This window comes from Kocuria sp. ICS0012 (assembly GCF_001665945.1).
In the GTDB taxonomy this organism is placed as follows: domain Bacteria; phylum Actinomycetota; class Actinomycetes; order Actinomycetales; family Micrococcaceae; genus Kocuria; species Kocuria marina.
Map to the genome: position 1 here is coordinate 83,156 of NZ_LZMM01000071.1, position 14,210 is coordinate 97,365.

The 14,210-nt window shown below is 70.2% G+C and carries 10 protein-coding genes; 3 read left to right on the forward strand and 7 right to left on the reverse strand.

Annotated elements, in window-relative coordinates; all coding sequences use genetic code 11:
- Positions 1-10 precede the first annotated feature (10 nt).
- From A5728_RS11605 to A5728_RS11635, 7 genes are all read right to left on the reverse strand, one after another.
- The gene (locus A5728_RS11605) at positions 11-1,918 is read right to left on the reverse strand and encodes an FMN-binding glutamate synthase family protein (protein ID WP_064847219.1); all 1,908 of its coding nucleotides are present in this window, start codon (positions 1,916-1,918) and stop codon (positions 11-13) included.
- 124 nt (positions 1,919-2,042) lie between these two features.
- Positions 2,043-2,324, reverse strand: a complete 282-nt coding sequence (locus A5728_RS11610; protein WP_035963817.1) for an HPr family phosphocarrier protein — start codon at positions 2,322-2,324, stop codon at positions 2,043-2,045.
- Between the two features lie 47 nt (positions 2,325-2,371).
- Positions 2,372-4,105, reverse strand: a complete 1,734-nt coding sequence (gene ptsP, locus A5728_RS11615; protein WP_064847220.1) for a phosphoenolpyruvate--protein phosphotransferase — start codon at positions 4,103-4,105, stop codon at positions 2,372-2,374.
- A gap of 6 nt (positions 4,106-4,111) precedes the next feature.
- Entirely contained in the window at positions 4,112-6,340 is a 2,229-nt protein-coding gene (locus tag A5728_RS11620) for a fructose-specific PTS transporter subunit EIIC (RefSeq protein ID WP_064847221.1), read from the reverse strand.
- A 34-nt stretch (positions 6,341-6,374) separates the two neighbouring features.
- The gene (locus A5728_RS11625) at positions 6,375-7,412 is read right to left on the reverse strand and encodes a 1-phosphofructokinase family hexose kinase (protein ID WP_082943444.1); all 1,038 of its coding nucleotides are present in this window, start codon (positions 7,410-7,412) and stop codon (positions 6,375-6,377) included.
- Positions 7,409-8,200, reverse strand: coding sequence for a DeoR/GlpR family DNA-binding transcription regulator (locus tag A5728_RS11630; RefSeq protein ID WP_064847222.1), 792 nt, complete (start codon positions 8,198-8,200; stop codon positions 7,409-7,411). The genes A5728_RS11625 and A5728_RS11630 overlap by 4 nt, the downstream gene beginning before the upstream one ends.
- An 82-nt stretch (positions 8,201-8,282) precedes the next feature.
- On the reverse strand, positions 8,283-9,557 hold the full coding sequence (locus A5728_RS11635; RefSeq protein WP_064847223.1) for an Nramp family divalent metal transporter: 1,275 nt from the start codon (positions 9,555-9,557) through the stop codon (positions 8,283-8,285).
- A 186-nt stretch (positions 9,558-9,743) separates the two neighbouring features.
- On the opposite strand from A5728_RS11635, the gene A5728_RS11640 reads away from it, so the two are divergent.
- The 3 genes from A5728_RS11640 (at position 9,744) to A5728_RS11650 (ending at position 14,086) form a co-directional block, all read left to right on the forward strand.
- Complete coding sequence (locus A5728_RS11640) at positions 9,744-11,489, forward strand: ABC transporter ATP-binding protein (protein WP_064847224.1); 1,746 nt, start codon at positions 9,744-9,746, stop codon at positions 11,487-11,489.
- Complete coding sequence (locus A5728_RS11645) at positions 11,486-13,405, forward strand: ABC transporter ATP-binding protein (RefSeq protein ID WP_064847225.1); 1,920 nt, start codon at positions 11,486-11,488, stop codon at positions 13,403-13,405. The genes A5728_RS11640 and A5728_RS11645 overlap by 4 nt, the downstream gene beginning before the upstream one ends.
- Before the next feature lie 78 nt (positions 13,406-13,483).
- Positions 13,484-14,086 (forward strand): TIGR03085 family metal-binding protein, encoded by a 603-nt coding sequence (locus A5728_RS11650; RefSeq protein ID WP_231885636.1) that lies wholly within the window; start codon positions 13,484-13,486, stop codon positions 14,084-14,086.
- The last annotated feature ends 124 nt before the right edge of the window (positions 14,087-14,210 follow it).

Here is a 14,210-nt window from a genome sequence, read left to right on the forward strand (position 1 = left end):
TCCCTCGGGCTCAGGCGAGCCCGGGGTTGCGGGTGCGTGAGTCGTCGGAGGGGTCCACGTGATCGGAGTCCGGGGACGGGTCGCTCGTCGTGTGCTGGGCACCGGCCGCGTTGCCAGGCTGCCCCTCGGGACGCCGGCTCGTGCCCGCGGTGGACTGCCCGGGGTTCGCCTCGGAGGCCTGCCCCGCGGACGGCCCGCTCGTGCGCGGCGTGGCGGACTCGGTACCGCGCTCGCCGCCGCGGGCACCGGACAGCGCCGGCTCGCGATCGTCCGCCGGCATGACGTCGCCGGGTTCCAGCGGGCTGCGGCCCTTGAACACGTACTTGCCCGGGTGACCCGGGGTGAACTTGTCCGGATCGGCGTAATCCCAGTCCTCACCCCAACCGCCTTCGACGCCCTCGAACAGCTCGCCCGGCGTGAGCCAGCGGTAGAGGGTCTCGTACGAGATGCTCTGGGTGGCCGTGACCTTGCGGCGCAGCATCTGACGCGTGAGCTCCTCGGGGTGCTCGCAGCCCATGGTGGAGATAATCTGGCCCGCTTCCTCCACGGTCAGGCGGTGGTAACGCTCCACGCGGTCACCCTTGTCCTCGATGTCGAGGGCCTTGTAGAGCTTGGGGTTCTGCGTGGTCACGCCCACGGGGCACTTGTTGGTGTGGCACGCCTGGGCCTGGATGCAGCCCACGGCCATCATCATGGCGCGCGCGCTCATGCAGAAGTCAGCACCCTGGATGATGTGGCGCACGATGTCGTGGCCCGAGGTGATCTTCCCGGCGGCGCCAATCTTGATCCGGTCCCGCAGTCCCGCACCCACGAGCGCGTTGTGCACCAGGATCAGACCCTCCACGAGCGGGGTGCCCACGTGGTCCTGGTACTCGAGCGGTGCGGCACCGGTGCCGCCCTCGGAACCGTCCACGATGATGAAGTCCGGGGTGACCTTCTCCTCGATCATGGCCTTGCAGATGGCCAGGAACTCCACGCGCGAGCCCACGCACAGCTTGAAGCCGATCGGCTTGCCGTTGGACAGTTCCCGCAGGTGGGCCACGAACTGGATCAGACCGCGCGGCGTGGTGAACGCCGAGTGGCTGGCCGGGGAGATGCAGGTCTGGCCCACGGGGACCATGCGCGCCTCCGCGATCTCCTCGGTCACCTTGGAGCCCGGCAGCACGCCGCCCAGGCCCGGCTTGGCGCCCTGGGAGAGCTTGATGTTGATGGCCTTGACCTGCGGCAGGTTGGACTTCTTGCGGAAGGCCTCCGGGTCGAAGTTGCCGTTCTCGTCACGCGTGCCGAAATACCCGGAACCGAACTCCCAAATGATGTCGGCGTCGTGGGCGAGGTGGTACTTGGTCAGCCCGCCCTCACCGGTCTCCTGCGCGAACCCGCCCATGGCCGCGCCCTTGTTCATGGCGAGCACGGCGTTCTTGGACAGGGAGCCGAAGCTCATGGAGGAGATGTTCAGCAGCGATGCGTCGTACGGCTGCTTGCAGTCCGGCCCGCCCAGGCGCACGCGGTGCTCGCTCTCCGGGGCCGCCTTGGGCGCCACGGACTGGACGAAGTACTCGTAGCCCGGTTCGTTCACGTTGAGCTCGGTGCCGAACGCCTTGTCGCCCTTGAAGCCCTTGGCCCGCGAGTACACGAGCGAGCGCTGGTCACGGTTGAACGGCTTGCCGTCGTAGTTGCGCTCGATGAAGTACTGCTGGATCTCGGGGCGGATCTTCTCCATGAAGAACCGCGCGTGCCCGAGCACGGGGAAGTTGCGCAGGATCGAGTGCCTGCGCTGCGTCGCATCGCGGATGCCCACGAGCAACAGCAGGAAGAAGATGACTGCGAGGATCCACCATCCCCAGGGACCGAAGACCGCTGCGAGAACCGTGGCAATCGTGGCCACGACCAGACCTGTCAGAATGAGAAACCGCACCATGCGATTCACCGTACTCCTCGCCCTGGGCCCCGACCCCGGTCACCGGAATGCGACGATCACCCCCCGGGAAAGCGCCGCCCCCGGGGGCCCACACAGGGGCGCCCGGCGCCGGCGGTGGGGAGGATCACTCGGCGTCGAGGTCCGTCTCGATGATCGAGGCGAGGTGCTCGAGGGCTTCCTCGGCGCCGTCGCCGTCGGCCGCGAGGACCACCTTGTCCCCGTGGGCCGCGCCCAGGGACATCAGGGACAGCACAGAGGACGCGTCCATGCCCTCCTCGGCGTCCTCGCCCTCGGCGCGGATGGTGATCTCCAGGTTCTCGTACTCGCCGGCGGCCTCCGCGAAGATCGCGGCGGGCCGGGCGTGCAGCCCCACACGGGAGGCCACGGTGGCAATGCGTTCTGACATGTCAGCTCCTTGCTGGGTCGGTTCGGGTGACGCTGGTTCGGGCGGGGTCACAGCCCCAGTTCGTGCAGCACGGGCAACTGTGCCCGCACGGCTTCCTTGGCCTCGCGCGCGCTCGTGGCGGACACGGCGAGTGCGGCCAGCCGCTCGGCCTGGGCGGTGTCCACGCGGGCGAGCACGGCGGCGACGGCGGCGAGCGAGCGCGCGCTCATGGACAGGGTGTCCACCCCGAGCCCCACGAGCACCACGGCGAGCGCGGGGTCCGCGGCGGCCTCGCCGCACACGCCCACGTTCTTGTGTTCACCGGACGCGTCAGACGCCGCTCGCGCACCCGCCGCGGTGCGCTCGATCATGCGCAGCACGGCCGGTTGCCACGGGGAGTTCAACTCGGCGAGTGCACCCAGCATGCGGTCCGCGGCCATCGTGTACTGGGTGAGGTCGTTGGTCCCGAGCGACACGAAGTCCACGCGCTCGAGGATCTGCTCGGCGGTGATGGCCGCGGCGGGTGTCTCGACCATGACGCCGGTGACCTGCAGCCCCTCGGCGCTCGCGAGTTCGTGGAACCGGGCGGCCTCCTCCGCGGTGGCGATCATGGGTGCCATGACCCACACGTGCGCACCGGTCTCCCGGGCCGCCGCCGCGATCGCCTCGAGCTGGCGCTGCAGCACGCCCGGGGTGGTCCAGTCGGTGCGGTAGCCGCGCACACCGAGCGCGGGATTGGGCTCGGTGGTGTCCGTGAGGAAGGGCAGGGGCTTGTCCGCCCCGGCGTCGAGCGTACGCACGACCACCTTCTTGCCCTCGAACGCCGCGAAGATCTCGGCGTACGCCTGGGTCTGTTCGGCCACGGTGGGTTCGCTGTCCCGGCCCAGGAAGCAGAACTCGGTGCGCAACAACCCCACGCCCTCCGCGCCGGCCTCGGCAGCCGCGCGGGCGTCGTCGCCGGTGCCCACGTTGGCGAGCAGCGGGACCTCGGTGCCGTCCGCGAGCGCGCCCCGGCCGTCGAAGGACGCGAGTTGCGCGGCCGCGCGCTGCCACGCGGTCACTGCCTCGCGTTCGTGCTCTGCCGGTGCCGCGACGACGGCGCCCTCGGCACCGTCCACGAACACGGGCGTCCCCGCGGGGACCTCGAGGATCCCCTCGACGGCCACGGCGGCCGGCAGCCCGAGGTTGCGCGCGAGGATCGCCGTGTGGGACTGGGGTCCGCCGGAGGCTGTCACCAGCGCCACGACGACGTCCGGATCCAGCACCGCGGTGTCCGCCGGTGCGAGGTCCTCGGCCGCGAGCACGAACGGCTCCTTGCGCTGGGGCACGCCCGGGGCGTCTTCCCCGCGCAGTCGGGCGACGATGCGCGCGCGGACGTCCTCGATGTCCGCGGCACGTTCGGCCATGTAGCCGCCCATGGCCCGCATCTGGTCCGCGTACGCCGTGGCAGCCTGCCACAGCGCCCGCTCGGGGCTGAGCTGCTGATCGGTCACGAGCTTGCCCGCGTTCTTGATCAAGGCCTTGTCCCCCGCCATGAGGGACGTGGCCTTGAGTACCTCCGCCGCGGATTCCGAGCGCGCTCGAGCGGCCCTTTCCTTGAGTTCGGCCTTGACCTCGAGCGCCGCTGCCTTGAGGCGGTCGATCGCGGCCTCGGCGTCCCCGGTGAGCGGCTCGCCCTCGGGCGGCTCACTCACGGCGGGTGCCATGTGCACCACGGGGGCGATCACACGCCCGGGGCTGACCCCCACACCGCGCAGTTCCACGCGCTGCTGTGCGGCACCGGTCACGTCGTTGTCAGTCATGATGTCTCACACTTCCACGGTTTGTTGTGTCTGCGGAACCCCGGGGACCTCGCCCACGTGCTTTTTCACGTTGCCGATGCGCTTGAACAGGGTGACCAGCACGGCGGTGACCACGGTGCCCGCCAGGATGGCGGCCACGAAGCCCCAGCGTCCGTCCACGACCGGCAGGATCCAGATCCCACCGTGCGGGGCCGCCGAGGTCACGCCCCACGCCATCGTCAGGGCACCGGTGATCACGCCACCGGCCATCGAGGCGGGGATCACGCGCAGCGGATCGGCCGCGGCGAACGGGATGGCACCCTCGGAGATGAAGGACGCGCCGAGCAGCCACGAGGTCTTGCCGTTCTCACGCTCCGCGGCGCTGAAGTACTTGCGGCCCAGCACAGTGGAGGCGAGCGCCATCCCGAGCGGAGGCACCATGCCCGCGGCGATCACGGTGGCCATGATCTCCTGCGGCGCCGTGTTGGCCACGGTCGCGGCACCCAGTCCGGCCACGGCGAAGGAATAGGCCACCTTGTTGATGGGACCGCCCAGGTCCGAGCACATCATCAGACCAAGCACGGCACCCAGGGCCACGGCCGAGGCACCGCTCATCCCGGCGAGCAGGCTCGTGAGCCACGTCATGAACGCGGCGATGGGCCCGCCGATCAGCAAGAACAGCAACCCGCCGGCGAACAGCGTGGCGAGCAGCGGGATGATGACCACGGGCATGAGTGATCCGAGCCAGCGGGGCAGTCGGGGCAGCGTCAACCAGTACGCGCAGATGCCAGCCAGCAGACCGCCCACGATGCCGCCGATGAACCCGGCGCCCATGAAGTTGGCCACGAGACCGGCCGCGAAGCCGGGGGCGATGCCCGGACGGTCCGCGAGCCCGTAGGCGATGTAGCCCGCGAGCGCGGGGACCAACAGGCTGATCGCCAGGTTGCCGGTCTTGAACAGCACGGCACCCAGGTACATGGCCAGGGACACGTCCCCCAGGTTGCCCAGGGTGGTGGTGGCCAGGATGTCGTCGGCCTGCTGGGCCACGAGCACCGGGTCCGCGATCATGAACGCGATCGCCATGAGCAGACCGCCCGCGGCCACGAACGGGATCATGTAGCTGACACCCGTCATCACGGCCTTGCGGATCCGCGTGCCCCACCCCTCGCTGCCGGTCACGGCGGCAGAGATCTCACCGCCGTCGCCCGTGACCTTGGGCGCCTGGGGATCGTCCGCGGCCTCGAGGGCCTCCTGGATCATCTCGCGGGGTTCGTCGATCCCGCGCTTGACCGCGGACGCGATGTACGGCAGACCCGCGAACCGCGAGCGCTCCCTCACGTCCACGTCGGTCGCGAAGATCACGGCCTCAGCCTGACCGATCACGGCCGGGTCCAGACGCGTGGCGCCCGAGGAGCCCTGGGTCTCGACCTGCAGGTCCACCCCCATCTCCTGGGCGGTGTTGGTCAGGGCGTCCGCGGCCATGTAGGTATGGGCGATGCCGGTGGGGCACGCCGTGACGGCCACGAGCCTGCGCGGACCCCGGGCGCCCGCGTCATCGGGCGCCGTCGACGTCGCGGATTCGGTCAGCGGCGCGTGCGTTCCGGTGGGTGCCTGCGTCCCGGCGTTCGACGCCGCGGTCGCACCGCTCGCACCAGCTACGGCAGCGCCGGCAGCGGCACCGCCGGTTCCCGTGGCAGCGGCCCCGTCGGCACCGGTCGCGGCGGGACCGGTCGCGGCGGAGGATCCCGCGGCCGCGGTTCCGGTCGCCGCGGTGGGTGCCGCAGCGGCGTCGTCCGGCTGCGGAGCGAGACCGAGGGCGGTGTCCACGATGTCCACGACCTCCTCCGGCGACTGCGCTGCGCGCAGGGACGCCACGAAGGGCTTCTTCATGAGGGAACGTGCGAGCTTGGACAGCAGCTTGAGGTGCTCCTGGTCCGCGCCGGCCGGTGCGGCGATGAAGAAGACGATGTCCGCCGGTCCGTCCTTGGCCCCGAAGTCCACGGCGGGGGCGAGCCGCGCCATGACCAGGGTGGCCTGCGTGACGGCCTCGGAGCGGCAGTGCGGGATGCCGATCCCGCCCGGGATCCCGGTGGCGTTCTTGGCCTCCCGGGCCAGAGCGTCCGCGGCGAGGGAATCCGCGGTGCTCGCGCGGCCCTCCCGGTGGACGGTGGCCGCGAGTGCACGGATCACACTCTCCGTGGATTCGCCCAGGTCCCGGTCCAACAGGACCAGGCCGGGATTGATCAGATCTGACATGTCGGTGCTCCTTGGCTACGGGGCGGTGGGTGGATCAGGTCCGGGGCTGCGTCTCGCGGGGCGCGGCCGGGTTCGGCGTCGGGACGTCCGGTGTCGCGGCGCTTTGCCGTGCGGACGTCAGCTGCGTGACCCGCACGGCGTCGGGCGTGGTCTGCGCGACCGTGGGCATCTGCGTCCCGGGCAGGGCGGCGGCGGCGGAGCCGTGGGCCACGGCCCGGCGCAGGCGTTCGGCCGGGGCCTCCCCGCGCTGGGCGGCCACGAGGTACCCGGTCAGGGCGCTGTCGCCGGCGCCCACGGTCGAGCGCACCGTGACGGGTTCGTGCACGGCGTGCCACGCGCCCTCGGGCGTCACGAGCACGGCACCGTTGCCGCCCAGAGTGCACAGCACGGCCCCCACGCCGCGGGCCACGAGCTCCCGCCCGGCGTCCGCTGCGGCGCGCGGATCGGCCTCGAGCGCATCGCCGTCGGTGCGGCCCAGCAGCTCCGCGAGTTCGTGGCCGTTGGGTTTGATCACGTCCGGCAGTACGGTGACACCCGGGGCGAGAGCCGCGCGCAGCACGTCCCCGGAGGTGTCCAGCGCGAACGACGGCGCGGCCGCACCGAGCGCGCCGCTCACGCGGGCGGCCAGCACGGCGTAGACGTCCGGGGCGGGCCCGGGCGGCACGGACCCCGCGAACACGAGCCACTGCGCACCCGCGCCGCGGGAGACGATCCGTTCCACGATCCGGTCCACGGTGTGCTCGTCCAGCGGGGGGCCGGGCTCGTTGATCTTGGTCGTGGTCCCGTCCGGTTCGGTCACGGTGATGTTGGATCGCACGGGCGCACCGATGGACACGCTGTCGTAGCGCACCCCCGCGGCGTCGAGCGCGGTGAACAGCGGATCAGTGCCGTCCCCCGGGACCACGGCCACAGTGTCCACACCGCTCGCGGCCAGCGCGCGCGAGATGTTCACACCCTTGCCCCCGGGGTCCTGGCGGGTGTCGCTCGCGCGCTGCACGCGACCGCGGGCCAGCGGGCCGGGCAGGTCCACGGTGCGGTCCACGGAGGGGTTGAGGGTCACGGTGATGATCATGCGAGAACCACTTCCACGTCGGCGTCTTCGAGGGCTTGGGCCAGCTCCCCCACGGGAGCGCGGTCGGTGATGAAGGTGTCGATCTGTTCGAGCGAGCAGAAGTGCGTGAGGGTCTCCTGGTCCTGCTTGCTCGCGTCGCACAGGACGACGACGCGGCGCGCGGCCTGCACGATCGTCGCCTTGACCACGGCCTCGATGGGGTCCGGGGTGGACAGCCCGAAGGAGGCGTGGGCGCCGTTGCAACCCACGAACGCGAGGTCCGGGCGCAACTGGTCGTAGTGCTGGGCGGCCCGCGAGCCGGTGGCCGCCCACGTGAGTTTGCGGATCCGCCCACCCACGAGCTCGAGCCCCACACCCTCGGCGTCCGCGAGTTTCGCCGCGATGTGCAGGGCGTGGGTGATGATCAGCTGTTCCTGCCCGCCGGGCAGGTGGTTGTCCCGGGCCAGCAACAGGTCCGCGAGCGCCTCGACCGTGGTGCCGGCATCCAGGACCACGGCACCGGCCTCGGCATGTTCGAGTACCTCGAGGGCTTTGCGGGCGATGGCCCGTTTCTCATCGGCCGCGAGGCGCGATCGGGAGTCCATCCCCTGTTCGCCGCTCGTGGACTGGTCCACGGACACGGCACCGCCGTGCACACGGCGCAGTTTCCCCTGGGACTCGAGCACGGCGAGATCCCGGCGGATCGTCTCCATGGTCACACCGAACCGCTTCGCCAGTCCCGCACCGTTGACACGGCGCTCGTGGCTCACGGTGCGTGTGATCTCCTCGTGGCGTTCTGCAGCGAACATCTTCACCTCACGGACCGGGGTGTCGGCGGTGAAACCCCTGTGTGATGTGAGCTTATGTCTGTTTATGTGGTTTTGCTAGCCCCTAACCCACATTTCCCACGCCCATGACGAGCAGGACCACGTTCAGCACCACCACGATCGCGGCGCTCACCCACCCGATGGCCGCGAGCACCGGGCCATTGCGGAAGCGGCCCATGAGGGAGGCCCTGCCCGTGGCGCGCACCAGGGGGATGAGCGCGAACGCGATCCCGAAGCTCAGCACCACTTGACTCCCGACCAAGGCTGCAGTGGGTTCCGCGCCGAGCGCCAGGATCACGACGGCGGGGATCACCGTGATCAGCCGCCGCGCGAGCAGCGGGATGCGCCACCGCAACAGACCCGCCGTGACCACGTCCCCCGCGTACGCACCCACTGCGGTGGAGGCGAGCCCGGAGGCCAGCAACCCCAGGGAGAAGACGACCCCCACGGCGGGCCCGAGCGCGTCGGAGATCGCGTGCTGCGCACCCTCGATCGTGTCCGTGCCCTCCACGCCGTAGAGGTTCCTGGCCGCGAGCAGGAGCATCCCTATGTTCACCGCACCGGCCACCACGAGTGCCAGCACCACGTCCACGCGGGTCGCGCGCAGGAGTTGGGAGACGCGCTCTGGGGCGTGGCCCATGCCGTGACGGTCCCGACTCAGTGCGGAGTGGATGTAGATCGCGTGGGGCATCACGGTGGCACCCAGCATCCCCGCCGCGATCACCAGGGACTCGAAGCCCTCCAGCCGCGGTACCAGACCGTCGAGCACACCCCGCGGATCGGGCGGGCCCACCACGAGTCCCCCGAGAAACCCCACCGTGATGATCCCGAGCATCCCCAGGATCACGGTCTCGAACACGCGCTGACCGCGGTGGTTCTGGAGCGCGAGCACGAGCATGGACAGCGCGGCCACGATCACCCCGCCCAGGGGCAACGGGATGCCGAACAGCAACCACAATGCGAGCGCCCCGCCGATCACCTCGGCGACGTCCGTGGCGATCGCCATGAGCTGGGCCTGGGCCCAGTAGAGCACCCGGGTACCGGGCGGCAGCGAATCGCCTAGGACCTGCGGCAGGGACAGCCCCGTCACGATCCCGAGCTTGGCGGAGAGGTACTGGATGACCATGGCCATGAGGTTGGCGAGCACGAGCACCCATACGAGCAGGTAGCCATGCCCCGCACCCGCACTCACGTTCGCGGCCACGTTGCCGGGGTCCACGTAAGCGATCGCGGCCACGAACGCCGGACCGAGTGCGGCGATGGTCCCGTGCGACGACGCCCGCGCCGTCGTACCCCCCGCACCGGTCGCGTCCTGCGGCGCTGGATTGCCCGACGTCATGGTGGCCTCCTGCTCATATCCACCGTCCCGCGCACCGCGTGGAACGGCAAGTTTCGGTGCACCGAAACTTTAGCGCGTGACACCCGGATCACCCGGGGTGCCCCGGTCCGTTCAGCGTGTCCCGGCCCGCGCGTATATTGGGCGCGTATTCGGCTCCCTCCGTGCTCGACGTCAGGATCGACCGTCATGCTGCTGAGTTTGTTACGCACTTTCACGCGCCCCTACGTCCCGTGGGTCGTGGGCGTTCTCGTGTTCCAACTGGCGGCCACGATCGCTACGCTCTATCTCCCGAGCCTCAATGCCCGGATCATCGACAACGGCGTGGCCCGCGGGGACACCGACTACATCTGGCGCGCCGGCGCCGTGATGCTCGCCGTGGCGTTCGCCCAGGTGATCGCTGCCGTCGTGGCCGTGTGGTGCGGTGCCCGCACGGCGATCGGTGTGGGCCGGGACCTGCGCCGGGACGTCTACCGCCGGGTCGGGCAGTTCAGCGCGCGCGAGGTCGGGAAGTTCGGGGCGCCGTCGCTGATCACGCGCACCACCAACGACGTCCAGCAGATCCAGATGCTCACCCTCATGGGCCTGAACTTCATGGTCATGGCGCCCATCATGTGCGTGGGCGGGATCGTCATGGCCCTGCGGGAGGACCCGGGGCTGTCGTGGCTCGTGTGGGTGTCCATCCCTGTAATGGGGGTGCTGCTGGGCCTCGTGGTCTCCCGGTTGATGCCGTGGTTCCGGATCATGCAGGAACGCATCGACGGGATCAACGGGGTGCTGCGCGAACAGATCACCGGGATCCGGGTGATCCGCGCCTTCGTCAAGGAGCCGTTCGAGACCGCGCGTTTTCGCAGCGCGAACCAGGACCTCACGGACATCTCCCTGCGCATCGGGGCGCTGTTCGTGCTGATGTTCCCCGTGATCAACATGGTCATGCACCTGGCCACCGCGGCCGTGCTGTGGTTCGGCGGCCACCGCGTGGACCAGGGCCAGATCCAGGTCGGGGCGCTGACCGCCTTCCTGCAGTACATGCTGCAGATCCTCATGGCCGTGATGCTGGCCACGTTCATGTTCATGATGGTCCCGCGCGCGGTCGTGTGCGCCGAGCGGATCGGGGAGGTGCTCGACACCCGCCCCACCATGCACCCGCCGCAGCGACCGGCCGTAGCACCGCGCCCGGTGGGCCACGTTCGGTTCGAGGACGTCACGTTCCAGTACCCCGGCGCGGAGGACCCCGTGCTGTCCGGGATCGACTTCGCGGCGGAACCGGGACGCACCGTGGCCGTGGTCGGGGCCACGGGTTCCGGGAAGAGCACACTTATTAGCCTGATCCCCCGCTTGCTCGATCCCGTGACCGGCCGTGTGCTGCTGGACGGGGTGGATCTGCGCGACTACGCCCCGGACGACCTCGCGGGCCGGGTGGGCCTGGTCCCGCAGCGGCCGTTCCTGTTCTCCGGGACCGTGGCGTCCAACCTGCGCTTCGGCCGCGCGGACGCCACCGACGACGAGTTGTGGGAGGCCCTGCGCGTGGCCCAGGCGGACGACTTCGTCCGCGAGATGCCCGAGGGTCTGGACGCCCCCGTGTCCCAGGGTGGGACCAACGTGTCCGGGGGTCAGCGCCAGCGGCTCAGCATCGCCCGCGCCCTCGTGGCCCGCCCCCGGGTCTACGTCTTCGACGACTCGTTCTCGGCACTCGACGTCGCCACGGACGCCCGGTTGCGCGCCGCCCTGCGCCCCGTGACCCGGCACGCCACCGTAATCACGGTGGCCCAGCGCGTCTCCACCATCACGGACGCGGACCTCATCCTGATCCTCGAGCACGGCCGGATCATCGCGCGCGGCACCCACGAGGAACTCGTGGCCGCGAGCGAGACCTACCGGGAGATCGTCACGTCACAGCTCTCGGCCGAACAGACCACGGGAGGCGAACGGTGAGCGAGACACAGGAACCGGCCCGGAAGCCGCAGCGCTTCTGGGCCTCGGCCGGGCGGCTCGTGAAGCTCATGGCCCCGCACAAGGCGGCGCTCGCCGTCGTCGTCGCGGCCGTCGTGCTGTCCGTGGTGCTCACGGTGTGGGCCCCGCGCGTGCTGGGACGCGCCATGGACGTGATCTTCGCCGGCGTCGTCGGCAGATCCCTGCCAGCGGGCGCGAGCCAGCAACAGGTCGAGGCCGGGCTGCGTGCGCAGGGCCAGGACACGCTCGCGGACATGATGTCCGCTATGACGCTCGTCCCGGGACAGGGCGTGGACTTCACCCGACTAGGCACCCTCATCCTCGTGGTGCTCGGCATGTACACCGTGGCCTCGGTGCTCATGTGGTTGCAGGGCTACGTGCTCAACCGCGTGGTCATGCGGGTCGTGTACGACCTGCGCGAGGAGATCGAGCGCAAGGTCAACGCCCTGCCCCTGAGCTACTTCGACGCGCGCCAGCGCGGGGACGTGATGTCCCGCGTGACCAACGACGTGGACAACATCCAGACGGCGCTGCAACAGACCTTCGCGCAGCTCGTGCAGAACGTGCTGACCGTGCTCGGCATCATGGTCATGATGTTCATCGTCTCGTGGCAGTTGGCGCTCGTCGCGCTCGTGGCTCTGCCGTTGTCCGCCGTGGCGGCGGGGATCATCGGCACCCGCTCCCAGCGGTTGTTCAAACAGCAGTGGCACGCCACGGGTCAGCTCAACGGGCACATCGAGGAATCCTTCTCGGGCCACGAGCTCGTGCACGCGTACGGCCGACAGCGTCAGATGCAGCAGCAGTTCGACGAGCGCAACGAGGAACTGTACCGGGCGGCGTTCGGGGCGCAGTTCATGTCCGGGACGATCATGCCGGTCATGCAGTTCATCTCGTACTTGTCCTACGTAGGCATCGCCGTGCTGGGCGGGCTGCGCGTGGCCACGGGCCATCTGACCCTGGGGGACGCCACCGCGTTCATCCAGTACTCCCGGGAATTCACCCAGCCGCTGTCCCAGGTCGCGGGCATGGCCACCCAGTTGCAGTCCGGCATCGCCTCCGCGGAACGCACCTTCGAACTGCTCGACGCCCCCGAACAGGAACCGGAGACGCCCACCGCCCACCTGCCGGGCACGCTGCGCGGTGAGGTGCGCTTCGACCACGTGAACTTCTCCTACGACAAGGCCGCCCTGGCCCGGGGTGCCGAGCCCCTGATCGAGGACATGTGCCTGCACGTGGCTCCGGGGCGCACCGTGGCGATCGTCGGACCCACGGGCGCCGGGAAGACCACGCTCGTGAACCTCATCCTGCGCTTCTACGAGATCGACGCGGGCCGGATCAGCTTGGACGGGATCGACATCCGGGACCTCTCCCGCCACGAACTGCGTTCACAGGTGGGCATGGTGCTCCAGGACGCGTGGTTGTTCAGCGGCACCATCCGGGAGAACATCCGCTACGGCCGTCAGGACGCCACGGACGAGGAGGTACTGGCCGCTGCGCGCGCCACGTACGTGGACCGTTTCGCGCGCGCCCTGCCGGACGGGTACGACACCGTGATCTCCGAGGACGGCTCCTCGGTCTCGGCCGGTGAGAAGCAGCTGATCACGATCGCCCGGGCGTTCCTGGCGCAACCGTCCCTGCTCATCCTGGACGAGGCGACCTCCGCGGTGGACACCCGCACGGAGCTGCTCGTGCAGAAGGCCATGGCCGCGCTGCGGGAGCGCCGCACGTCCTTCGTGATCGCCCACCGGCTCTCCACCATCCGGGACGCGGACACGATCATCGTCATGGAGTCGGGGCGGATCGTGGAGCAGGGTTCCCACGACGAGCTGATCGAGGCGGACGGGGCCTACGCCAACCTCTACAGGGCGCAGTTCAACGCGGCGGACCCCGCCTCGTGAGCGCGCACGGCGGTGGCAATCACCGCGGCGCCCGTCTACCGTGGACGTGACGGTCCACCCCACAGAATGGATGTTCACGTGACCAACTTCGCCAATGTCGAACGTCGTCATCTTGCCGCGCTGCTGCGCCGTGTGGGGCCGGACGCCCCCACCCTGTGCGAAGGCTGGGACGCCCGGGACCTCGCGATCCACCTGGTCATCCGTGATTCCCGTCCGGACGCGGTCGCCGGGATGCTCTCCCCCAAGCTGCCCGTGCTCGGGCGCCACGCCAAGTCGGTGGACGCCGACTACCGGGAGATGCCGTGGGAGAAGCTCGTGGACCTCGTGGAGCGCCCCCCGCTCTTCTCCCCGGGTCGCTGGTCCCCGATCGACAAGCGGATGAACACCGGGGAGTTCTTCATCCACCACGAGGACGTCCGCCGCGCGCAGCCTCAGTGGCATGCCCGGCAGTTGCTCAACGACGAGCAGAAAGACCTGTGGAACGTGCTCAAGCTCATGGGCCCGGCACTGCTGCGCAAGAAGTCCGAGTCCGTGGTGCTACTCGCGGGCGGTTTCGGTGCGGTGCGCGGCGGCAAGAAGTCCGCCCGGCGCGTGGAACTCGTGCGCGGTGAACCGTCCGAGCTGCTCTTGTGGGCCTTTGGCCGCGAGGAGCAGGCGGACGTGGAGAGCACCCAGGAGTAGTACCCGCCATGCAGGAAGAACCGCGCCCCCGGCAGCGGGGCCGGTTCTTCCGTGTTCTTCCTTGTTCGGGCGTTTTGGGGGGGGCCCGGCCCGGGCAAGGGGGGGGGGGGGGCCCGGGCGGGGC